The organism is Pararhizobium sp. DWP1-1-3 (assembly GCF_049896125.1).
Lineage (GTDB): Bacteria > Pseudomonadota > Alphaproteobacteria > Rhizobiales > Rhizobiaceae > Pararhizobium.
This window is the reverse complement of sequence record NZ_JAFCTR010000001.1, coordinates 833,406-856,300: the sequence shown is the minus strand read 5'-3', so window position 1 is coordinate 856,300 and position 22,895 is coordinate 833,406. Positions and strand designations below refer to the sequence as shown.

The following is a 22,895-nucleotide window of genomic DNA, read 5'->3' as shown; positions in this document are numbered from 1 at the left end:
ACCCATGCTGAAATTTACCGATGAACACGAATGGCTGAAAATCGAGGGTGATATCGCAACGGTCGGCATTACCGCCCATGCGGCCGAACAGCTCGGCGACCTCGTCTTCGTGGAACTGCCGGAAGCCGGTACTGCACTTGACAAGGGCGCCACCGCCGCCACCGTCGAATCCGTCAAGGCAGCCTCCGACGTCTATTGTCCACTTGACGGCGAGATCGTCGAGAGCAATCAGGCCATCGTCGATGACCCGGCCCTGGTCAACAGCGACCCGCAGGGCGCCGGCTGGTTCTTCAAACTGAAACTGTCCGATCCGTCGGCCGTCAACGCCCTTCTGGACGAGGCCGCCTACAAGGAGCTGATCGCCTGATGAGCATGCCGAAGGATTTCACCTTTACCGACTACAAGCCGTATGACTTCGCCAACCGGCGTCATATCGGCCCCTCGCCCGATGAAATGACGGCGATGCTCAAGGTCATCGGCTATCCCAGCCTCGATGCCATGATCGACGACACCGTTCCGCCGTCGATCCGCCATAAGGCCCCGCTTGCCTGGGGCGCTGCGATGACCGAGCGCGAGGCGCTCGACAAGATGCGCGAAACGGCAAACCGCAACAAGAAGCTCGTGTCGCTGATCGGCCAGGGCTATTACGGCACGATCACGCCGCCGGTGATCCAGCGCAATATCCTCGAAAACCCCGCTTGGTACACGGCCTATACGCCCTACCAGCCGGAAATCAGCCAGGGCCGTCTCGAGGCTCTGCTCAACTATCAGACGATGGTCTGCGACCTGACTGGTCTTGACGTTGCCAATGCCTCGCTGCTCGACGAGGCAACTGCAGCCGCCGAAGCCATGGCGATGGCCGAGCGCGTGGCAAAGTCCAAGGCCAAGGCTTTTTTCGTCGATGAAGGTTGCCACCCGCAGACCATCGCACTTCTGAAGACCCGCGCCGAGCCGCTCGGCTGGGCAATCGTCATCGGCAACCCGTTCACCGATCTCGACCCGGTCGATGTTTTTGGGGCGATCTTCCAGTATCCGGGCACCTATGGCCACGTTCACGACTTCACCGGCCTGATTGCCCGCCTGCACCAGACGGGCGCGATCGCCACGGTTGCGGCCGACCCTCTGGCGCTGGCGCTGTTGAAATCGCCCGGCGAAATGGGCGCCGACATCGCCATCGGCTGCACCCAGCGTTTTGGCGTTCCCGTCGGTTACGGTGGCCCGCATGCAGCCTACATGGCCGTCAAGGACGCCTACAAGCGCTCGATGCCCGGCCGTCTGGTCGGCGTCTCGCAGGATAGCCGCGGCAATCGCGCCTACCGCCTGTCGCTGCAGACCCGCGAGCAGCATATCCGCCGCGAAAAGGCGACGTCGAACATCTGCACCGCGCAGGTCTTGCTCGCCGTCATGGCCTCGATGTATGCCGTCTTCCACGGCCCCAAAGGCATCAAGGCAATCGCCCAGAGCGTCCACCAAAAGGCCGTCCTTTTGGCCCTTGGCCTCGAAAAGCTTGGCTACACGGTCGAGCCGGATGTGTTCTTCGACACGGTCACCGTCGATGTCGGCAAGCTGCAGGGCATCATCCTGAAGACGGCCGTGGCGGAAGAAGTCAACCTTCGCCGCATCGGCACCACCAAGATCGGCATCAGCCTCGATGAGCGCTCGCGGCCGGTGACGCTGGAAGCCGTCTGGCGGGCGTTTGGTGGCGATTTCAAGGTCGAGGATTTCGAAGCGGGTTACCGCCTGCCGGAAACCCTTTTGCGCACCAGCGAATACCTGACCCATCCGATCTTCCACATGAACCGCGCGGAAAGCGAGATGACCCGTTATATCCGCCGGCTGTCCGACCGGGATCTGGCGCTCGACCGCTCGATGATCCCGCTCGGTTCCTGCACGATGAAGCTGAACGCGACAGCCGAAATGCTGCCGATCACCTGGCCGGAATTTTCTGAAATCCATCCCTTCGTGCCGGCCGACCAGGCTGAAGGTTATCGCCACATGATCACGGATCTCAGCCAGAAGCTCTGCCAGATCACCGGTTATGACGCAGTCTCCATGCAGCCGAATTCCGGCGCTCAAGGCGAATATGCCGGACTTCTGACCATTCGCGCCTATCACCGCGCCAATGGCAACGGCCATCGCGATGTCTGCCTGATCCCGACCTCCGCCCATGGCACCAATCCAGCCTCCGCCCAGATGGTCGGTATGAAGGTCGTCGTCATCAAGGTCAGCGACAACGGCGATATCGACATGGACGATTTCCGTTCAAAAGCAGAGCAGTATGCGGAAAACCTCTCGTGCTGCATGATCACATATCCGTCGACACACGGTGTGTTCGAGGAGAATGTCCGCGAAGTCTGTGAGGTCGTTCACAAGCATGGCGGCCAGGTCTATCTCGACGGCGCCAACATGAACGCCATGGTCGGGCTTGCGCGTCCCGGCGACATCGGCTCCGATGTCAGCCATCTCAACCTGCACAAGACCTTCTGCATTCCGCATGGCGGCGGCGGTCCGGGCATGGGGCCGATCGGCGTTAAGGCGCATCTTGCGCCTTACCTGCCCGGCCATCCGGAAACCGATGGCGGCGAAGGTGCCGTGTCGGCTGCTCCGTTCGGCTCGGCCTCGATCCTGCCGATCTCCTGGAGCTACTGCCTGATGATGGGCGGCGAAGGCCTGACGCAGGCGACCAAGGTGGCGATCCTCAACGCCAACTATATCGCCGCCCGGGTGAAGGGCGCTTATGACGTGCTCTACAAGTCGGCCAAGGGCCGCGTGGCGCATGAGTGCATCATCGATACCCGTCCGCTGGTCGATAGCGCCGGCGTCACCGTCGATGATGTTGCCAAGCGGCTGATCGACTGCGGATTCCACGCCCCGACCATGAGCTGGCCTGTCGCCGGCACGCTGATGATCGAGCCGACGGAATCGGAAACCAAGGCCGAAATCGACCGTTTCTGCGATGCTATGCTGGCGATCCGCGCCGAAGCGCAGGCGATCGAAGACGGTAAGATGGACCGGGTGAACAATCCGCTGAAGAATGCCCCGCACACGGTCGAAGACCTGGTCGGCGAGTGGGATCGCCCCTATTCGCGCGAACAGGCCTGCTACCCGCCAGGAGCGTTCCGTGTCGACAAATACTGGTCACCGGTCAACCGTGTCGACAATGTCTTTGGCGACCGCAACCTCGTCTGCACCTGCCCGCCGCTGGAAGATTATGCCGAGGCGGCAGAGTAATTTCCAAACTCGAAAGGGGCGCTCGATGCGCCCCTTTTTTTATTACTGCGCGATGCGAGCGAACGTCCACCCGCGTCATTACTTCCCGCCAGATTGCCTCGGCTCAGGGAGCGTCACCACGAACCGTGCGCCTTGTGTGAACGCCGTATCAAGCGAAATGGAGCCGCCGTGGCTCTCGGCGATCCGTTTTGCCAGCGCCAGTCCGATACCCGTGCCGGGATAAATAGATTCATCCCGGTGCAGGCGCTGGAACACGTCGAAAATCTTCCTGGAAAACCGCGGATCGACGCCGATGCCATTGTCTTCGAAAATCACCCGAACCGCACCTTCATCCATTTCGGCGTAGATCCGGATGACCGGTTGCACGTCCTCCCGGCGGTACTTGATGGCATTGCCGATCAGGTTCTGGCAAAGCCGCTTCAACAGTTCGGGGTCGCCTTTGAGCTGCGGCAGAGCCGAAACTTTGATGCTCGCTCCGGCCTCCTGAATGAAGCTGTCGAGATTGAGGATCGTGTCGGAAATCACATCGCTCATCGAGACGATTTGCCAGCTACCTATTTCGTCGGCAATCTGGGCGTAGTCGAGCAGGCTGTCGATCAGCTGGTCCATCCGCCGCGCACTCTGGCGCAGATGGCCGGCATAAACGGGCAGTTCCTCGTGATTGCCGCCGGCCACATCCTCGACGATCATGTCCGAAAACATCGACATGTGCCGCAGCGGCGCTTTCAAGTCATGCGACACCGTGCCGGTAAACTGATTGAGCGCCTCATTCTTGCGCTGCAACTCTGCGGTCTGTTGGGCGATGCGCTGCTGCTGCTGCTTCAATTCGGTTATATCGCGTCCGACCGTGACATATTCCGCCAGTTCGCCGCCATCGAAGACGGCGATATTCGACCAGAATAGCCAGAGATCGCTGCCATCGGACAGTTTGCGATGTTGTTCTCGCGTGGCGAGCGGCGTCTGGACCGAAAGGCTTTTCAGCGTGGTGACCAGGCTTTCGCGGTCCGTTACCGGAACGTAATCTCGAAGCAATTGTCCGATCAAATCCTCGGCCGGCATGCCAACCAACCGCGCATACCGGTCATTGATGAACGTGTAGCGAAGATCGCCGGAAATACGGCAGATGAAGTCGGGAATATTCTGCACCAGCGTGTAATATTCCAGCCGTTGCCGATCGAGCGCGATCTCGGCCCGCTTCAAATCGGTGACATCGATGCGCAGCGCAACGGTATTGCCATCCTGCGTCTTCAAATCCTCGATACGCAACCAGCGTCCGTCGCCATATTCAAAGATCTGGTTGTCGCCGCCGGGATTGCGGAACGCCCGCATGCGGGCTTCAAGCCAGGCCTTCGCCTGCGGCGATCCGACGGGGGCGTTGGGGTAATATCCCACCTCGTAGACGGCAAGCATGATCTCTTCGGCGGTCATGCCGATTTTCAAGCGCGGTCCGGCCGCGCCGCAGATTCGTTTATAAGCGTCGTTGTAGACGATGATCCGTTCATCTGCATCGAAGATCGCAAACCCCTCCGGAATGGCCTGCAGTGCAGTGTCGAGAATTTCGCCAGCTTTCCGGCGCTCGCGGTCAAGCTCGAGATAGTCGGAGATATCATGAACGACACCGGCGAAACCTACCGCCATACCGTCCGAATCGGCAACCGGCGTTACCCGAATCCGTGCCGTAAACACCGAGCCATCGCGGCGACGGTAGCGGTGGATACCCTCGGAAAATTGTGTGTTTCCCGGTTTCGCCGCGTTCTCGAAAACAGCGGCTTCAAAGTCCTGGTCGCTGGCATAGAGCATCTGCATAGACCCACCGATCATGTCATCGGCGGCATAGCCGAATTGCTCGACCGTGGCAGCATTGACAGACAGAACAACGCGGTCGGCATCGACAAAGATGACGGGAGAAGGAAAAACCTCATAGATCGCTTGAACGAAATCCGTCTGCGCCGCGGTCATGGTTACTCGGTCACGCTCCGCCCCCTACACAAGGGCATAAAAACAGAAAAAGAGACTGGCGCAAACCAGTCTCTTTGCTAATTCCCGATAGAGCGCCGGACCACGGCGAGAAGATGCTTAGCTGGCGCGAACCACCGCGTCGCCCTTTGCTGCCAGCGCAGCCAGATCGGCGGGCTTCAGTTCGACGGATTCGCCGCAGCCGCATGCCGATGTCTGGTTCGGGTTGTTGAAGGTGAAGCCCGAGCGCAATGTCGTCACCTCGAAGTCCATCCGGGTTCCGAGCAGATAGAGCACGGCTTCAGGGGCAACCCAGACCTTGGCGCCCTGATGTTCGACCAGATCGTCCTTCGGGTTCGCTACGGTCACCATGTCGATGGCATATTCCATGCCGGCGCAGCCGCCCTTCTTGATGCCGACGCGAATGCCCTGGGCATCACCACCGGCATTATCGACGATCGCCTTGACGCGGCCAGCCGCCGCATCGCTCAAACTCATGACTGCAAAGCCCATGGACCGTTCTCCTTGTAGCAATCAGGTTCAAGGCCTGATGCTTTCCGAGTCCCGAATGTAATGCGCGGCGGTTAAGGGATCAATACGCGATCAGTACCAGCCGACCGCAACCTGCGCCTCTTCCGACATGCGATCAGGCGTCCACGGCGGATCAAACGTCATCGACACTTCGACGCCGGACACGCCCTCGACAGCGCCGACGGCATTTTCCACCCAGCCCGGCATTTCGCCGGCCACGGGGCAGCCGGGGGCCGTCAGCGTCATGGCGATCTTGACCATGCGGTCGTCTTCGATATCGATCTTGTAGATCAGCCCGAGCTCAAAGATGTCGGATGGAATTTCCGGGTCGTAGACCGTCTTCAGCGCAGAAATGACATCGTCGCTCAGACGTGCCAGTTCGTCAGCCGGAATGGCGGAATGAACAATTCCTTCGCGAACGTCGATCTTGTTTTCAGTCGTATCAAGGCTCATCGGCTTATGTCCTTACGCAAAGAATTTGCGGGCTTGCTCCAGCGCATCCACCAGAACGTCCACTTCGGCCCGCGTATTGTAAAGGCCAAAGGATGCCCGGCATGTGGAGGTCACGCCGAAGCGTTTCAAGAGCGGCTGGGCGCAATGCGTTCCGGCCCTCACCGCCACGCCGGCGCGATCGATCACCATCGACACGTCATGGGCATGGATACCCTCGAGTTCGAAGGAGAAGATACCACCTTTGCCCGGCGCCGTCCCGATCACCCGCAGCGAGTTGACCGATGACAGGCGCTGATGCGCATAGGCGGCCAGATCGGCTTCATGGGCGGCAATCGCGGCCCGGCCGATAGTGTCCATGTAATCCAGCGCATAGCCGAGACCGATCGCCTGTACGATCGGCGGCGTGCCGGCCTCAAACCGGTGCGGTGGTTCGTTATAGGTGACCGCGTCTTCGGTGACCTCGACGATCATCTCGCCGCCGCCCATGAACGGACGCATTTCCTGCAGCCGGTCCATCTTGCCGTAGAGCACGCCGATACCCGAGGGACCGTAGAGCTTGTGGCCGGTCATCACGTACCAGTCGCAGTCGAAATCCTGCACATCGACCGGCATGTGGACGGCGGCCTGGCTGCCATCGACCAGCACCGGAATGCCGCGTTCACGGGCGATCCGGCAGATTTCCTTGATCGGAACGACCGTGCCGAGCGCATTCGACATATGGGTGATGGCGATCAGCTTGGTCTTGTCACTGAGGCACTTGACGAAATCGTCGATATGGAAGGCGCCCTGATCGTCGATCGGCGCCCAGACCAGCTTGGCCCCCTGGCGTTCGCGGATGAAATGCCACGGCACGATATTGGAGTGATGCTCCATGATCGACAGGACGATCTCGTCGCCATCGCCGATCTTCGGCATGCCATAGCCATAGGCGACCGTGTTGATCGCCTCGGTCGAGGATTTCGTAAAGATGATGTTGTCGACCGACGGCGCGTTCAGAAACCGGCGTACCTTTTCGCGGGCACCTTCATAGGCGTCGGTGGCGGCATTCGACAGGAAATGCAGGCCGCGATGGACATTGGCATATTCGTTGGAATAGGCATGGGCAACGGCGTCGATGACCACCTGCGGCTTCTGTGCCGAGGCGCCGTTGTCGAGATAGACCAGCGGCTTGCCGTAGACGGTCCGCGACAGGATCGGAAAATCCCTGCGGATCGCTTCGACGTCATAGGCCGGAACCGGCACCGTGTGTTCCATGTCAAAGATCCAATCAGGCGTGCTTTTCGAGCCAGGCGGCGATGATCGTTTCCAGCGTCTCGATCAAACCTTCATGTTCGAGTTCTTCGACAATCTCATCCACGAAGGCGTTGACCAGCATGGCGCGCGCCTTGCTTTCCGGAATGCCGCGGGCCCGCAGGTAGTAGAGATGCGTCGGGTTGATATCGATGACGGTGGCGCCATGGCCGCACTGAACGTCGTCGGCAAAGATTTCCAGCTCCGGCTTGGCCGAGAAATCGGCGTCGTCGGAGAGAAGCAGCGTGTTGCACGCCATCTTCGCATCAGTCTTCTGCGCATCGGGCGCAACCCGGATCTGGCCCTGAAACACGCCTTTGGCGCGGTCGAACAGTACGTTGCGAAGGACTTCCGTCGATGTGGTGTTCGGCACGTCATGGCCGAGCGTGAAGGTCACGTCGGTATGCGTTTCGTTACCCAGCAGGTTGATACCGCGCATTTTGAAATCCGCGCCTTCACCCGTTGTGACGCCGTGTACTTCCTGGCGCACCAGCTTGCCGCCGGCATTGATGATGAACAGCCGGAGCTTGGCATTGGTGCCGAGGTCGAAATTGACCTGGGCAAGATGGCTGTCGCTTGCGCCCTGCTGCTGCAGGATGATCCAGGTGATCTCGGCACCTTCATCAAGGATCAGGTCGCTGACAACCGTGACAAGGCTGGCCGCATCGTTGACCGAAAGATGGCGCTCGATGATCGTTGCCTTGGAATTGGCGCCGAACGTTACCGGAAAGCGCGAATGGCTCTGGCCGGCACTCTGTACCAGCTGGAACTCTAGCGGCTGCTCGAGCACGGTGCCTTCCGGCACCTCGATCTCGAAACCATCGCGCACGAAGCTGCCATTGATCCGTCCGATGGCATCGTCCTGATCGCGCTCGACCAGATCAGCGGCGGCAACGCCGTCGATCAGGCTTTCGGCATAGGAGCGGACATTAATGCCGGCCGGGAGGTTCTTGGTGTCGGCCTTGCCATTCAGGACTGAAAGAACCGAGGAGCCGGGAACCAGTGGATCGACCTTTTGCGCAAACGCCGTCGGATCGTAGGCTGGAACGGCACGCAAAAGCGCACGCAGGTCCGTATAGTGCCAGGCTTCGACGCGGCGGGTCGGCAGGCCCTGCCGCCTGAGATTTGCCAGCAGGCTATCGCGGGCCGACAGCACGGCGCCTTCGCCGGGCAGTTCACCGATCTGCGCAGTATAGGCATCGACGAGGGCCGTCTCGGCGGCTGTCATCGTGATTGCCGTTTGCATGTTCATCCCGGTACTCCTCAAGCCGCCGCATCGATGATGTCGGCATAACCATTGGCTTCAAGATCAAGCGCCAGCGACTTGTCGCCGGACTTGATGATCTGGCCCTTGTAAAGAACATGGACGCTATCGGGCACGATGTACTCCAGCAGACGCTGATAGTGGGTGATGACGATCACCGCACGTTCAGGCGAGCGCAACGCATTGACGCCGTCCGAAACGATCTTCAGAGCATCGATGTCGAGGCCGCTGTCGGTTTCATCCAGTACGCACAGCTTTGGCTCCAGCAGCGCCATCTGCAGGATTTCCGCACGCTTCTTCTCGCCGCCGGAGAAACCGACGTTGAGCGGACGCTTCAGCATGTCCGGGTTGATCTGCAGCTTGGCAGCGGCTTCCTTGACGCGACGGATGAAATCCGGCGTCGAAAGCTCGTCTTCGCCGCGATACTTGCGCTGCTCGTTGAGAGCCACCTTCAGGAACTGCATGGTCGCAACACCCGGGATTTCGACCGGGTACTGGAAGGCAAGGAAGATGCCCTTGGAAGCGCGCTCGGACGGGTCGAGTTCAAGAATGCTCTCGCCATTGTAAAGGATGTCGCCTTCGGTCACTTCGTAATCGCTGCGGCCCGACAGGATGTAGGACAGCGTCGACTTGCCGGAGCCGTTCGGCCCCATGATGGCAGCCACTTCGCCGGCTTTCACGGTCAGGTTCAGACCACGGATGATCTCGGTGCCGTCTTCGGCGATGCGGGCATGGAGGTTTCTGATTTCAAGCATTTCAATCTTCCTAGAGTGGTCGGCTCGCATGATCCATGCAAACCCATGTCTTGGGCGCTTCAATCAGACCGCCGTCATCCTCGGGCTTGTCCCGAGGATCTGACAGTCTATCAATTGTAATCACTCCACATTTTCGTGCTGGAATGTGGGCGATAGGCATTGTCGATTTCGTCAATACGTTCGAATAGGTCTAGCCACGTGGGATTGAGTCCTTCGATCAATTCAATTTTCCAGTCCCGTCTATACCTCTTCAAAGATTTCTCACGTTGTATCGCAAGAACGATGTTCGGATGACGTTCGAACCAAACCAACTTTTCAGCTCGATATTTCGCAGTAAATCCTTCGTGGATGTGATTGCGGTGTTCCCAAATTCTTCCAGCGAGGTCTGACGTCACGCCGATGTAGATAACGCCTCTAGGCTTATCGGACATCATGTAGACGAAACCGCTCAATCACGTGTCCAGATCAACTCCATCAGATCCTCGGGACAAGCCCGAGGATGACGGTCAGATTTCTAACCAACGCTACCTTCCAGCGAAATCCCGATCAGCTTCTGTGCTTCGACCGCAAATTCCATCGGCAGTTCCTGGATGACTTCCTTGACGAAACCGTTGACGATCAGTGCGATCGCCGCTTCTGTCGGGATGCCGCGCTGCAGGCAGTAGAACAGCTGGTCTTCGGAAATCTTCGAGGTCGTCGCCTCATGCTCGAACTGGGCCGAGGAATTGCGTGCCTCGATATAGGGTACCGTGTGGGCGCCGCACTTGTCGCCGATCAGGAGCGAGTCGCACTGGGTAAAGTTACGGGCGTTTTCGGCCTTGCGGTGGGTCGAGACTTGGCCGCGATAGGTGTTCTGGCTGAAGCCGGCAGCAATCCCCTTGGAGACGATACGGCTCGAGGTGTTCTTGCCCAGATGGATCATCTTGGTGCCGCTATCGATCTGCTGATGGCCGTTGGAAACGGCGATCGAGTAGAACTCGCCGCGCGAACCATCGCCGCGCAGGATGCAGGACGGGTATTTCCAGGTGATCGCCGATCCGGTTTCGACCTGCGTCCACGAAATCTTCGAGTTCTTGCCGCGGCAATCGCCACGCTTGGTGACGAAGTTGTAGATGCCGCCCTTGCCGTCCTTGTCGCCCGGATACCAGTTCTGCACAGTCGAATATTTGATCTGGGCATCATCAAGCGCAACGAGTTCGACAACCGCCGCATGCAGCTGGTTTTCATCGCGCTGCGGCGCAGTGCAGCCTTCGAGATAGGAAACGTAGGCGCCCTCTTCCGCAATGATCAGCGTGCGCTCGAATTGGCCGGTGCCCTTCTCGTTGATACGGAAATAGGTCGACAGCTCCATCGGGCAGCGAACGCCCTTGGGGATATAGACGAACGAACCATCGGTGAAGACGGCGCAATTCAGCGTCGCATAATAGTTGTCGGTGGTGGGAACGACGGTGCCGAGATATTTCTTCACCAGGTCGGGATGTTCGCGAATGGCTTCCGAGATCGACATGAAGATCACGCCGGCCTTCTTCAGCTCTTCCTTGAAGGTGGTCACGACCGAAACGGAATCGAACACGGCATCGACGGCGATGCGCGGCGTTTTCACACCGGCCAGGATTTCCTGCTCGCGCAAGGGAATGCCGAGCTTTTCGTAAACCCGCAAAAGCTCGGGATCGACATCGTCGATCGAGGTCGGGCCGGGCGTGCTCTTTGGCGCCGCGTAAAAATAGATCTCGTTGAAATCGATCTTCGGATAGTTGACGCGCGCCCAGGTCGGCTCTTCCATGGTCAACCAGCGCTGATACGCTTCCAGACGCCATTCGAGCATCCAGTCCGGTTCGTTCTTCTTTGCCGAAATGAAGCGAATGATGTCTTCGGACAGGCCCTTGGGCGCCTTGTCCATTTCGATCGTCGTCTCAAACCCGTATTTGTACTGGTCCACATCAATCAGGGCGACCTGATCGATTGTTTCCTGCACAGCAGCCATGTCGTTCTCCAATCTCGCCGGATACAAGGTCCGGCAGCTTGTCAGCACGATACAATGTCGTTGTATCGCCTATGTAATGGGCTTAAGGGGCATTTTCACCCCGTTTGCCAAGCGGAAAATTCAATTTCCGCAATTTAATTCACTCTCACGCCGCAGCCCCTGAAATCCGGCGCCGCGCCGACACCTTGGCAAAGACCTCGGCACACCGGTCGATGTCGGCTTCCGTCGTTGACGGCCCTATCGAAATCCGCAGCGCGCCATGGCGCGGATCGTGCCCCATCGCCGACAGAACGTAGCTCTGGCCGACCTTGCCGGACGAGCAGGCGGAACCAGCCGACAGGGCGACACCCTCCAGATCGAAGGCAATCTGTCCGGTCTCGGATTTCAAGCCGGGCAGCGTGAAGAAGCACGTATTGCCAATGCGCTCTCCGCCCAATCCATGGATGATGACGTCGGGTGCCGCCGCGATCATCGCTGTCTCCAGCTTTTCGCGCAGTGCCGAAATCCCGGTCATCCGCTGGCTCAGATTGTCAGCTGCAAACCGGGCAGCAGCGCCAAATCCGGCAATCGCGGCGGGATTTTCCGTTCCGGAGCGATGCCCCTTTTCCTGGCCGCCGCCACGCACGAGCGCGGCAGGCATCAGGATTTCGCCACGCGCCACCAAAGCGCCCGCACCCTTCGGCCCGCCGATCTTGTGGGACGAGACGATCACGAAGTCCGCACCAAGCGCTTCTATCGACAGCGGCAGGCGTCCGGCAGCCTGGACGGCATCGACGACCAGAATGCCGCCAACGGCCTTGACCAGACGGGATACGTCACCGATCGGCTGGACGATGCCCGTCTCGTTGTTGGCCAGCATCACCGCGACCATCGGCAGGCCGGACTGTCGGTCATGGGCAGCCAATGCCGCTTCGAGTTCGGCCAGATCGATCGTGCCCGCCGGCGTCACGGCGATTTCGCTGACATCAGCCTTGCCGAACCGCCCGCCTTCGCGAACGGCCGGATGCTCGATCGCCGAAATATAGAGATGGCCGATCGTCAGCGGCGTCTTGCCCATGCGAAAATAGGGCGTCAGAACCCAGTTTGCCGCTTCCGTCGCGCCGCTGGTAAAGGTCACGCTGGAAGCAGAGGCACCGCAAAGGGCGGCTACATCACGGCGGGCATTTTCGATCAATGTCCGGATTTTGCGGCCTTCTCCATGCACCGAGGATGGATTGCCGGGAAGATCGAGCGTATCTAGGCAAGCCGCGCGCGCGGCCGGCAACAGCGGCGCGGTGGCATTCCAGTCCATATAGATGCGCTCTTGTCCCATATTCCCTTGCCAAAGATGAACCGGCTGCCATGTAAAGGCATGCGGCCGGTGCATTTTCCTTGAATTTTTCGCTTCGCTTGCCGTAAGAGACAGCACTCGCCACGGAAAGTCCGTGTCAAAGTTTTGAATGGTTCTAAACTGGTTTTAGAAAAGCTGACTGCTTTCGTCAAGACTGCATCAGCGCTGAACAGGTTTTTAGTCCCAGAATCAAGCCCGGAGAGCCAATGCCCGAAATCATCTTCAACGGACCGGCCGGTCGCCTCGAAGGCCGTTACCAGCCGTCCAAGCAGAAGAATGCCCCGATCGCCATCGTCCTGCATCCGCATCCGCAGTTTGGCGGCACGATGAACAACCAGATCGTCTACCAGCTGTTCTACATGTTCCAGAAGCGCGGCTTTACGACGCTCCGGTTCAATTTCCGCTCGATCGGCCGCAGCCAGGGCGAGTTCGATCATGGCGCCGGCGAACTGTCGGACGCCGCATCGGCGCTCGACTGGGTGCAGAGCATGCATCCGGATTCGAAGAGCTGCTGGGTCGCCGGTTATTCGTTCGGCTCCTGGATCGGCATGCAGCTTCTGATGCGCCGTCCCGAAATCGAAGGCTTCATGTCGATTGCGCCACAGCCGAACACCTACGACTTCTCGTTCCTCGCTCCCTGCCCGTCGTCCGGCCTGATCATCAACGGCGACCTCGACAAGGTGGCGCCTGAAAAGGATGTCAACACGCTGGTCGACAAGCTGAAGGCCCAGAAGGGTATCTTGATCACCCACAAGACCGTGCCGGGTGCAAACCACTTCTTTAGCGGCCAGGTCGATACGCTGATGGCCGAATGCGAGGACTATCTCGACCGGCGGCTGAACGGCGAACTGACGCCGGAACCGGCGGCAAAACGCATCCGCTAAACCCGCTTTGGCCGGTTCACCCGGCCTCACGTTTGTTTCGAATGGCACTCTGCGTCCTCAAGCGTCGCAGGGTGCCATTTTATTTTCGGGGTCATCCCCCAAACCCTGCCGATTCGGCCCGCCCCTTCCCAAGGTGATCATGCGCCTGCGTCTTGTTGCCATTTCCGACTCGCGGTATTGATCAGGGCACAGGCTTGGCCCGCGCCTCCTCCCTCCAATCGGGGAAGTATCGTTCATACGGGGTATGTTCATCATCGAGCCATCTGTTCGAGCGCCGCATAAGGAGGGATTGCGTTTTTTGCTCGCAATGGAGGTTTGTTGATGAGGCTATCCGCCCCGATCTATCAACTGAAACGCCGGGCCAAGTTTTTGGCGCGCGATGAAAAAATCGCCCTGCATGCCGCCTTGGACCGCATAGCGCGGGATGAAGGCTTTGCAGGCTGGAGCCTGCTTGCCGCGCAAGTTTCCGGGACTTCAGACGAAAGAGACATCCTGTCCCGGCTCACCGATGGCGATACCGTCTTGCTGGGCGCCCGCCCGGGACATGGCAAGACGTTGCTGGGCCTAAAGCTGCTGCTTGATGCGATCCGCGACGGCAGGGGAAGTGTGTTCTTCACCTTGGAATATACCGAGCAGGAAACCCGGGAGCGTATCCGGTCGCTGGAGGGCGAAACACCCGGGCTTGGCGATGTCGTGGAAATCGTAACGGACGATGAGATCTGCGCCGGCTACATCATCCATCATCTTGCAGGCGCTGCCTGCGGCACAGTCGCCGTCATCGACTATCTGCAAATCCTTGATCAACGCAGAAACAAGCCCGCGCTTTCAGAACAGCTGGACGCGCTGCAAGCCTTTGCGCGAAAAGCTGGAATCATCCTCGCGTTCCTGTCGCAGATCGATCGCTCCTTCGACCCGCAAAACAAGCCATTGCCGGATCTTCGAGACATCCGCCTGCCCAATCGCGTCGACATGAGCCTCTTTTCAAAGGCGTGTTTCCTGCATCAAGGCAAGGCACAGTTTCAAACGTTAACCTGATTTTCCAACCAGAAGGGCACTTTATAGGCGTCCCGGCGGCCGGTTCGCAGATGTCAGGCCTGCGCCTGCCATCCATCTTTGGGGCTGGCCGGTGTCGCTTGCCCTGCGCGGTTCACCCGGTTGCGCCCGCTCTTCTTGGCGTCATAAAGCGCTGCGTCCGCACCCTTGATCGTATCGACAATCGACTGGCTCGGCGACGCGAGCGCACAAACGCCGAAGCTTGCCGACAGGCGAACGGTGTCCGGCAATCCGATGATGGCAAGCGATGAAAAGTTGTTGCGAAGTCCTTGGGCAAACAGATAACCCGTCGCTTCTCCGGTCGATGGCAGGAAGATGGCGAACTCCTCACCACCGAAACGGGCGCAGATTGCCTCTGGCGGCGCATGCCCGGCAAGCAGCCGGCCAAACGTCAGAATCACCTGGTCGCCGGCGGCGGACCATAGGTGTCGTTGACCACCTTGAAATGATCGAGATCGCAGACGATCACGCAATGCGGATAAGCGGACATCGGCCGGGCAAGGATCTGGTTCACTCTTGCGTCGAAACCGCGCCGGTTCAACAGACCGGACAGGGGATCGATTTCAGAGTTGGCCTTGGCGTCATCCATGATTTCGACGACGATGACGGCGAGCAATGTCAGCCCTGTCGAGACGACAAGAACGGCGCTCAGGCTCTGGGAGACCAGCGCATAGGTGCTGCCCAGGTAGGCTTGGGCCGTGTCACCACCACTGAACTTGACCGCAAAATAGACCTTGCTGGCGAAATTACCGGCCGTGATCAGCAGCAACGTCATCAGGATACGGTCGGACGTCTCTCGCCGCCCGGACCGGTAGACCGCCATCGCGCAGATAAGTTCCGCTATCGCGAACGGTATTTGGTAGCCGAGCGAATGGGTAAATGTGCCGCGCGGCAAGTCATAGATCATCAAGTTGAGCGGAAGCGCTGCACAGAGAAGCGCCGTGATCGTCCAGATGTTCGCCGGGACTGCATACAAGCGGCCAATGCCGACGCGGATCATCAACAGCGCGCTGAGCAGGGAACTGAATGCCCCGAAGCTGGCAATCCGGTCGAAGTCGCCATAGCGGATCATCACCTCAAAGACTGCCGATAGCGAGGCGACCGCGAATGCAGCAGCAAACCAGCGTCCAGCCGACGGAATGCGGCTGCGCCTCGATATGACAAGGAAAAACACGCAAAAAAGCTGCGCTATGAGGAAATTCACCGTCAGTAGAAAGAGCGCGCCGTTCATCGATGTGTCCGTTTCGGAAACACACAGGCCGTGTGCTCCTCTCCGCTGCGCCGCAAGGCTTTGCAGATTCGTGCGAATGGTATCTGCGCCTGGCAAAAGAAACGTTAATCTCAGTTTATCACGGGTGTCAAAGCCGCATTGAAAACGCCGCCAGTGACCGGTTTTGTTACGCCCGTCGTGCCGGGAAGTGTCAGCGGCAATCCTTCAAGCGAACGCACGGCCAAATAGGCCCATGCCTCCGCCTCCATGGCATCGCCATCAAGCCCCGCCTCCTCGGCAACAACGACTGTTGCATCTTCCTGCGCCGCAAGCTTGCGAAGATCGTCCATGATGACCGGATTGAGCCGCCCGCCACCACAGATGACATAGGCTCGGGGCCGCTCCGGCAGGTGTCTCGACGATTTGAGAATGGCCGCGGCTGTCACATAGACAAGAGTGCGCGCACCGTCCGCCAGGGCGGCTTCCGCATCGGCTGGCGGCGAAAAGTCGTTGCGATCAAGCGAGCGGCGCTGGTTGGACGAAAAAAACGAATGGTCGAGATAACGGTCTGCCAGCCCCGGAATGATCCGGCCGGCATTGGCGATCGCGCCATCCTCGTCGAAGGCGCCACCGGTATGGCTCTCCACCCATTGGTCGATCAGCGTATTTCCCGGGCCGCTGTCGTAAGCAACGATATCACCGTCCGTGCCGATGAACGTCAGATTGGAAATACCGCCGATATTGACGAAAACCAGCGGGGCCATTTGCTTAGCGCTTCGGGCGAGAGCGGCATGATAGACAGGAATGAGGGGTGCACCCTGCCCGCCAAATGTCATATCATTGGCGCGCATGTCGTGGACCACGGCGATGCCCGTCAACCGCGCCAGCAGCGCGCCGTCGCCCAACTGCACGGTCAACGCCTCGTTCGGGCGATGAAGAACGGTCTGGCCGTGAAATCCGATCACGTCGATATCGGCCGGAGACAGGCCGTTTAAAGCGAGAAAATCATTGACCGCAACGGCATGCCGTAACGTCAGGTTTCGCTCGATGGCGCCCAGATCGCCCGGACGCTCCATCCTGTCTGTCAGCGCGCGCGCCTCGTCCAGGGCCAGTTTCAGCCGGTTCCGGAAAGCCGGTTCGTAAGCAACGCCCATGAAGGGGCCACGCTCGACCCGGTCGCGGCCATCGGTTCGAACCAGCGCAATATCGATGCCGTCCATGCTGGTTCCGCTCATCAGCCCGATCGCCGTCTTCATCTGCGCCATCCTGCACTCAACTCCCAGCCAAACATTGCCGTTGCAAACATTCCCAGCGCAAACAGGTGCACTTTTCACCAAACAGTGCTAAACGCCGCGCAAATATCCAGCAAGCACTCATTCTTTTCCAAACAGCCACCGAAAGAGACAGGTCATGTCCGAATTCAAGTCCGATTTCCTGCACACCCTCCACGAACGCGGCTTCATCCACCAGACGTCCGACAATGCCGGACTGGATGCGCTGTTCAACAAGGAAACCGTGACGGCGTATATCGGCTTTGATCCGACGGCGCCGAGCTTGCACGCTGGCGGCCTGATCCAGATCATGATGCTGCACTGGATGCAGGCGACCGGTCACCAGCCGATTTCGCTGATGGGTGGCGGTACCGGCATGGTCGGAGACCCGTCCTTCAAGGATGAGGCTCGGCAGCTGATGACGCCGGAAACCATTGCGTCTAACATCGCCAGTATCAAGTCGGTCTTCTCCAACTATCTGACCTATGGCAACGGGCCGAAAGACGCCTTGATGATCAACAATGCCGACTGGCTGCTGGGCATCAACTATCTGGAATTCCTGCGTGATGTCGGCCGTCACTTCTCGGTCAACCGTATGCTGGCCTTCGACAGCGTCAAGACCCGGCTTGACCGCGAGCAGTCGTTGTCGTTCCTCGAATTCAACTATATGATCCTTCAGGCCTACGACTTCGTCGAACTCTACAAGCGCACAGGTTGCCGCCTGCAGATGGGCGGCTCCGATCAGTGGGGCAATATCATCAACGGTATCGATCTCGGCCACCGCATGGGAACGCCGCAGCTCTACGCGCTGACATCGCCGCTGTTGACCACATCTTCGGGCGCCAAGATGGGTAAATCTGTCAACGGTGCCATCTGGCTCAACCCGGACATGATGTCGGCCTACGATTTCTGGCAATACTGGCGCAATACCGAAGATGCCGATGTATCCCGCTTCCTTAAGCTCTATACGACCTTGCCGATGAGCGAGATCGCCCGCCTTTCGCAGCTCGCAGGCACCGAGATCAACGAGGTCAAGAAGATCCTGGCAACCGAAGTCACTGCGACACTGCACGGCCGTGAGGCAGCGGAAGAGGCTGCAGAGACTGCTCGCAAGACCTTCGAAGAAGGCGCGCTCGCCGCCAACCTGCCGTCCATCGACGTGCCCACGGCGGAGCTTCAGGCCGGTGTCGGGGTTCTTGCACTGTTCGTGCGCGCCGGGCTGGCCGAATCGAACGGCAAGGTGCGGCAGTTTCTGAAGGATGGCGCCGTTCGAGTGAACGACAAGGCGGTCAGCGATGATCGTCAGGTGATCGGCACAGGTGATGTCACGGCGGATGGCGTCATCAAGTTGTCGCTCGGCAAGAAAAAGCACATTCTCGTCCGGCCGGCCTAAGTGCCCCCCGCAACGATGGAACGACATGCAAACCGGCGGCGTTCCCGCCGGTTTTTTATTGGAATTCGAAGATGCTGCGGAACACGCCGGGGGCGATAATCGACAGCGGATTGATCGTCAGATTCGGCTTGGCGAAGGGGCCAACCAGCTTGAAGGTGATCCCGAGCAGGCCCCGGTCGCGGCCGTTGCCGAGAAGAACACCGATGATCGGCAATTCGCCGAACAGACGGTTGAGCCCATAGGCCGGCATGAACGTGCCGGTCATGTCCATGTTGCCGTTCGCGTCGCGCACCGTGCCCTGGAACGTCGCACCGACATCAACCCCGCGCACGACCCCGCTGTCGATCGCGATCGAGCCATTATCGAGTGCTATATTGGCGGAACCGCGCTCGAAGCGGGCCGAGCTGACATCGATATTCTTCTTTACCGCCTGGTTCAGACTTCTGCCATCGGCGCCTGTCGGCGTCGAGACGATCGATTGCAGCCTCGCCTCGTTAACCAGTGAAAACTTCCGGATATCGACATTGCCCAGCCATGAGCTGCCGCCGCGATCGCGCAATTTCAGATTAAGCAGGCCGCCACGCATATTGCTGTAGATATTGGCAAATCGCGCCAGAGAGCCGGCATCGCCGCTGGTCAGCTCGAGAATGTTGTCGGCACCGTTTTTCGTCAGTTTGGCAACAACGGCCTGACCACTGTCGGTCACCGCCGACAGATCGACGGCGTCGATCTGTTTGCCCCTCGCTGCATAGCTCAAGTTGACGTTGGACAGCGTCTCGGAGTGAAAGCCGGTCACTTGTTGAAGGTTGGCGCTGATGGCGATCCGCTTGCTGTCGCCGCCGCCGTCTCCGTCGCCCGACCCGCTGCGCAGGCTTTCGATGACCGGGCGCATATCAGCGGACGAGCCATTGACGCTGATGGCAAAGCCACCTTTCTGACGCTTGATGTCGACGGCATAATTGTCGCCTTTGGAGAGTTGAACCGAGGAAAACTCTCCGGAATTCAAACCTGATTTGTCGAGCACAAGGGCACCCGTGGCACCGAAACCATCACCGTTCAGCTTCAGGTCGCCGATCTGGGTGACGCCGTCGGTGGTGGATGCGGAAAAGGTCGCCCTGGCGCCAATGCCAGCACCCTTCGACCAGCCGATCCAGGGCAGCGAAATGGAGGCACCGCCGAGATCAGCTGAAACCGTGTGCTGATCATTGTCATTGATCAGGATATCGAGCGCGACAGGCCCACTGATGATGCCGGCCAACCCTGGGGCCAGCTTTGCAAGCTCGCCGTCATTCAGTGTTCCGGAAATCTCGCGTTTGCGTTTGGCCGTGCTGGCCGATCCGACAGGCTCGACCACGGAGATGTCCATCTCTCCGCCATCGATATCGGCCTTGGCCTCAAGCACGGCCTGGTTCGGATCGATCCGCAACGTGCCTTTTATGTCGGAGATATCACGGCCGGCAAACGGTTTGTTGACGGTGACGCCATTCAGCATCATTTCCGCCTGCCATAACGGAGGCGGCGGTTTCTGGGCGGTGATCAAACCGAAACGCGCGCCGACCTCGGCCGTCATCTCGCCAGAAAAATCCTCCGGCTTGAAAGGTGTCCGCTGCAGGGCAAGGATTGGCCGGTAGCTGACAAGCTCTGCGATTGCGTCGGCATGCCCCGCGACATCGAGCTTCATTTCAGCGATCAGCGGCTTTTCGTATGTATTTGGAATAACAAAGTTACCGCCGTTCACGGTGGCAGATCGCCCGGACGGGAAATAGGCCGTGCCGCGTTCGATCGCCACATCCAGATGTTCGCCCTTCAGCTTGAAGGCGCCGGCAGCGTCGCGCAACGGCGGGATGTCGCCGGCCAGATTGACCCGCGCATCGGCGATGTTGAATTGAACGCTCAACTCCTCGGCATTCAGATCGATGGGACCGACAGTGTGCGTGATGCGTCCCATCGGCAGGAAGACTTCGATTTTGCCATCGGTGACCGTGCCGCCGAAGATGTTGTTGATCACCCAGCGCCGCGCATTCTTGCCAACCCACCAGGGCCACAATTGCTTGACCGCAGCCGACTGAATCTTGCTCGTCAGAAGCGCAAAACTGATCTGCGGTGATGTATCCCCAAATGTCATGGAGAGAGAGCCGGCCGCCGTGCCGAGCCCGCTTGCGACCGTCAGTTCGTCAAACACCAGCTGGTGGCTTTCCGGCAAGTAGTGCCCCTGGGCCTTGGCATCGAAGATCAGCGGCGCCTCGGACACGTCGATCGGCGACGAACTCGCCGCTTGCAGAAGGAGATCGATCGAAAAGCCGTTTTTACCGGCAAGCACGGCGGGGTCGATATCAGCAATCGCACCCGTAAACGGGAAGGTTGAACGACCAACGCGCACCATTGACGGCAGGATCTCGATCCGGTCGCGGGCAAAGTCGTAGCTGATATTCAGTTCCGAGGGTTTGAGCTCCGATGTGAATCCACCCGCATCGAATGCGCCATTATTGGAACGGCCGTTCAACTGCAGGGTCGGCGTCATGTTTTCGGCGGCACGCGTCGCCTTGATGGTCAGATCGGCGCTGCTCTTGACCCCAAATGCAAGTTCCGTCGCTGTCTCATTGCGATGCAGGAAAGCAGACAGCGGCAAGCCGATGGCGGAACCGTCGAGTGTCGCGATGCGCCCGCTCTGCCGGTCGGCCCGCAAATGCAGTTCCGAGGATTGTCCATCGATGGAAAAGACGCCGTCGATCTGCATGGAGCCATCGGCGGTGCGCTTGAAATCCAGGGTCTCTACCACCATTGGGACGATGCGCTGGCGAAGACCGGCAAACGACAAACGGAGGTCGGCGATACGGACGGTTTCGGTATTGCTGCGGCTGATCAGTTGCGAAATATTGTCGATCTGGTTGAAAACAACCTCCAGCCCGCTGGCGACATCGGCGATACGAATGGCCGTCAGATCGATCGGCTTGCCCTGTGGCAGCAACGACGGATCAAGCGTCGATCCCTCGGCCTCGATTCGCGAAACGGCAATCCGGCCGGTCATCAACGCCAGCGGATTGAGTTCGATAAAGACGGAATCGGTGGTGACCAGGCGCTTGTTGGAGACGTTTTCCACCAGCGTCACGTCCTGCGCCTTCAAAGCCAAAGCGCCATTCGACGTCACGCGCAATACCGTGCTGCCCACCTCGGCACGATAAACGCCACCGATCGCTGCGTTCAGCGCCGCCTGCGCGCGTGCATTCAATGGTGCGTCGAGCAACCCGCCTTCGATGGCCGCCAAAAGCGCTGCGCCAAGCAAAAGGACGAGCGAGGCGATGACTGCCGTCGCGGTGAAGACGCGATGGGTGATGCCACGTTTGTTCGGCGCGTGGACGATACATGGATCATGGGCCTGCGCCGACGGCAGGGAATGCAGAACGACAATGTCTTCCTTGCGAAACGATACCTTTTCGCCGCGGATTTCATTCATCAGCGCCGGTGACCTCGGAAGTGTGAAAAAGAATCATGCGGTATTTTCCAAATCTGTTGCGATTCCATTTCCCAGTATCAAACAGCTCCATGGCCACGGTGCCGAACCGATGTCATATGTGGTTGATTCGTCCCAATTTTTCGCCCGAAAATGCCAGCGACCTACCGCAGGGGATTTTTGAATCTGCATTCGCTGCACAGTAGTTAAAGAACGGTCCGGGGGCAAACGATGTCTGCCATCGAACCGATCTTGCCTGTGCTCGAAACAGCCTTCCGTTCCTCCGGCGCTGGACGGGCAGGGTTCCGATTGGCTATGCCTCTTGCGGCATATGACCCAGAATAAAGGACTAACCATGGCGAACCTGACCGAAGGCGCAATTGCGCCCGACTTTACCCTGCCCCGTGATGGCGGCGGAAACGTCTCTCTGTCGGATTTCAAGGGACAGTCCGTCGTGCTTTTCTTCTACCCAAAGGACGACACCAGCAGTTGCACCACCGAATCGATCGCGTTCAGCGGACTCCTGGGCGAGTTTTCTGCAGCTGGCGCTGTGGTCATCGGCATGTCGCCCGATTCGGTGAAGAAGCACGACAAGTTCGCCAAGAAATACGATCTGTCCGTCATTCTCGCCTCGGACGAGGATCTGGCTGTGCTGAACAGCTACGGTGTCTGGGTCGAAAAGAGCATGTACGGCCGCAAATATATGGGGGTCGAACGGACAACGCTGCTGATCGGACCCGATGGCGTCGTCCGGCGCATCTGGCCAAAAGTGAAGGTTGCCGGCCATGCCGAAGAGGTGCTCGCCGCAGCCCAGAGCCTTGCCACCGGAACCGTTTGAC

At 59.2% G+C, this 22,895-nt stretch carries 19 protein-coding genes; 6 read left to right on the top strand and 13 right to left on the bottom strand.

The genetic code is table 11. From position 1 onward, the window contains the following. Positions 1 to 4 precede the first annotated feature (4 nt). Positions 5 to 367: a glycine cleavage system protein GcvH gene (gene gcvH, locus ACP7BS_RS04185; RefSeq protein ID WP_060640913.1), complete on the top strand. Its 363-nt coding sequence runs from the start codon at positions 5 to 7 to the stop codon at positions 365 to 367. Next, the gene (gene gcvP, locus ACP7BS_RS04180; protein ID WP_426236318.1) at positions 367 to 3,231 is read left to right on the top strand and encodes an aminomethyl-transferring glycine dehydrogenase; all 2,865 of its coding nucleotides are present in this window, start codon (positions 367 to 369) and stop codon (positions 3,229 to 3,231) included. The genes gcvH and gcvP overlap by 1 nt, the downstream gene beginning before the upstream one ends. A 78-nt stretch (positions 3,232 to 3,309) precedes the next feature. On the opposite strand, the gene ACP7BS_RS04175 is transcribed toward gcvP, so the two are convergent. From ACP7BS_RS04175 to ACP7BS_RS04135, 9 genes are all read right to left on the bottom strand, one after another. Further along, positions 3,310 to 5,190 carry a PAS domain S-box protein gene (locus tag ACP7BS_RS04175; protein ID WP_426236316.1) on the bottom strand — a complete coding sequence of 627 codons (1,881 nt, stop codon included), beginning with the start codon at positions 5,188 to 5,190 and terminating at the stop codon, positions 3,310 to 3,312. Positions 5,191 to 5,307: 117 nt separating this feature from the next. After that, positions 5,308 to 5,700, bottom strand: a complete 393-nt coding sequence (gene sufA, locus ACP7BS_RS04170; RefSeq protein WP_426228341.1) for a Fe-S cluster assembly scaffold SufA — start codon at positions 5,698 to 5,700, stop codon at positions 5,308 to 5,310. A gap of 90 nt (positions 5,701 to 5,790) precedes the next feature. Continuing rightward, entirely contained in the window at positions 5,791 to 6,171 is a 381-nt protein-coding gene (locus ACP7BS_RS04165; RefSeq protein ID WP_113244768.1) for an SUF system Fe-S cluster assembly protein, read from the bottom strand. Positions 6,172 to 6,183: 12 nt separating this feature from the next. Then, positions 6,184 to 7,425 carry a cysteine desulfurase gene (locus ACP7BS_RS04160; RefSeq protein ID WP_426236314.1) on the bottom strand — a complete coding sequence of 414 codons (1,242 nt, stop codon included), beginning with the start codon at positions 7,423 to 7,425 and terminating at the stop codon, positions 6,184 to 6,186. A gap of 13 nt (positions 7,426 to 7,438) precedes the next feature. Continuing rightward, the gene (gene sufD, locus ACP7BS_RS04155; protein WP_426236312.1) at positions 7,439 to 8,713 is read right to left on the bottom strand and encodes a Fe-S cluster assembly protein SufD; all 1,275 of its coding nucleotides are present in this window, start codon (positions 8,711 to 8,713) and stop codon (positions 7,439 to 7,441) included. Between the two features lie 11 nt (positions 8,714 to 8,724). Next, positions 8,725 to 9,480, bottom strand: coding sequence for a Fe-S cluster assembly ATPase SufC (gene sufC, locus ACP7BS_RS04150; protein ID WP_426236310.1), 756 nt, complete (start codon positions 9,478 to 9,480; stop codon positions 8,725 to 8,727). 110 nt (positions 9,481 to 9,590) lie between these two features. Continuing rightward, entirely contained in the window at positions 9,591 to 9,932 is a 342-nt protein-coding gene (locus ACP7BS_RS04145; RefSeq protein ID WP_426236308.1) for a GIY-YIG nuclease family protein, read from the bottom strand. Positions 9,933 to 9,994: 62 nt separating this feature from the next. Continuing rightward, positions 9,995 to 11,464, bottom strand: coding sequence for a Fe-S cluster assembly protein SufB (sufB, locus tag ACP7BS_RS04140; RefSeq protein WP_426236306.1), 1,470 nt, complete (start codon positions 11,462 to 11,464; stop codon positions 9,995 to 9,997). Positions 11,465 to 11,609: 145 nt separating this feature from the next. Beyond that, entirely contained in the window at positions 11,610 to 12,776 is a 1,167-nt protein-coding gene (locus tag ACP7BS_RS04135; protein WP_426236304.1) for a cysteine desulfurase family protein, read from the bottom strand. A 176-nt stretch (positions 12,777 to 12,952) separates the two neighbouring features. Between ACP7BS_RS04135 and ACP7BS_RS04130 the strand changes: the two genes are divergently transcribed. After that, entirely contained in the window at positions 12,953 to 13,678 is a 726-nt protein-coding gene (locus tag ACP7BS_RS04130) for an alpha/beta hydrolase (protein WP_426236486.1), read from the top strand. Between the two features lie 321 nt (positions 13,679 to 13,999). Further along, complete coding sequence (locus ACP7BS_RS04125) at positions 14,000 to 14,713, top strand: DNA helicase (protein WP_426236302.1); 714 nt, start codon at positions 14,000 to 14,002, stop codon at positions 14,711 to 14,713. 53 nt (positions 14,714 to 14,766) lie between these two features. Here the strand turns inward: ACP7BS_RS04125 and ACP7BS_RS04120 are convergent, their stop codons facing one another. The 3 genes from ACP7BS_RS04120 to ACP7BS_RS04110 all read right to left on the bottom strand — a co-directional run bounded on the left by ACP7BS_RS04120 (position 14,767) and on the right by ACP7BS_RS04110 (position 17,206). Next, positions 14,767 to 15,132 carry a GGDEF domain-containing protein gene (locus ACP7BS_RS04120; protein WP_426236300.1) on the bottom strand — a complete coding sequence of 122 codons (366 nt, stop codon included), beginning with the start codon at positions 15,130 to 15,132 and terminating at the stop codon, positions 14,767 to 14,769. Further along, a complete protein-coding gene (locus tag ACP7BS_RS04115; protein ID WP_426236298.1) occupies positions 15,129 to 15,962 on the bottom strand; it encodes a diguanylate cyclase domain-containing protein in 834 nt (277 codons plus the stop codon). Before ACP7BS_RS04115 ends, ACP7BS_RS04120 begins: the two co-directional genes overlap by 4 nt. A gap of 110 nt (positions 15,963 to 16,072) precedes the next feature. Further along, positions 16,073 to 17,206, bottom strand: a complete 1,134-nt coding sequence (locus ACP7BS_RS04110; RefSeq protein WP_426236296.1) for an anhydro-N-acetylmuramic acid kinase — start codon at positions 17,204 to 17,206, stop codon at positions 16,073 to 16,075. 145 nt (positions 17,207 to 17,351) lie between these two features. Between ACP7BS_RS04110 and tyrS the strand changes: the two genes are divergently transcribed. Beyond that, positions 17,352 to 18,605 (top strand): tyrosine--tRNA ligase, encoded by a 1,254-nt coding sequence (gene tyrS, locus ACP7BS_RS04105; protein ID WP_426236294.1) that lies wholly within the window; start codon positions 17,352 to 17,354, stop codon positions 18,603 to 18,605. A gap of 55 nt (positions 18,606 to 18,660) precedes the next feature. Here the strand turns inward: tyrS and ACP7BS_RS04100 are convergent, their stop codons facing one another. Beyond that, the gene (locus tag ACP7BS_RS04100) at positions 18,661 to 22,059 is read right to left on the bottom strand and encodes a DUF3971 domain-containing protein (protein ID WP_426236292.1); all 3,399 of its coding nucleotides are present in this window, start codon (positions 22,057 to 22,059) and stop codon (positions 18,661 to 18,663) included. 352 nt (positions 22,060 to 22,411) lie between these two features. Between ACP7BS_RS04100 and ACP7BS_RS04095 the strand changes: the two genes are divergently transcribed. Continuing rightward, positions 22,412 to 22,894, top strand: a complete 483-nt coding sequence (locus ACP7BS_RS04095; protein WP_426236290.1) for a peroxiredoxin — start codon at positions 22,412 to 22,414, stop codon at positions 22,892 to 22,894. Position 22,895: the final 1 nt, after the last annotated feature.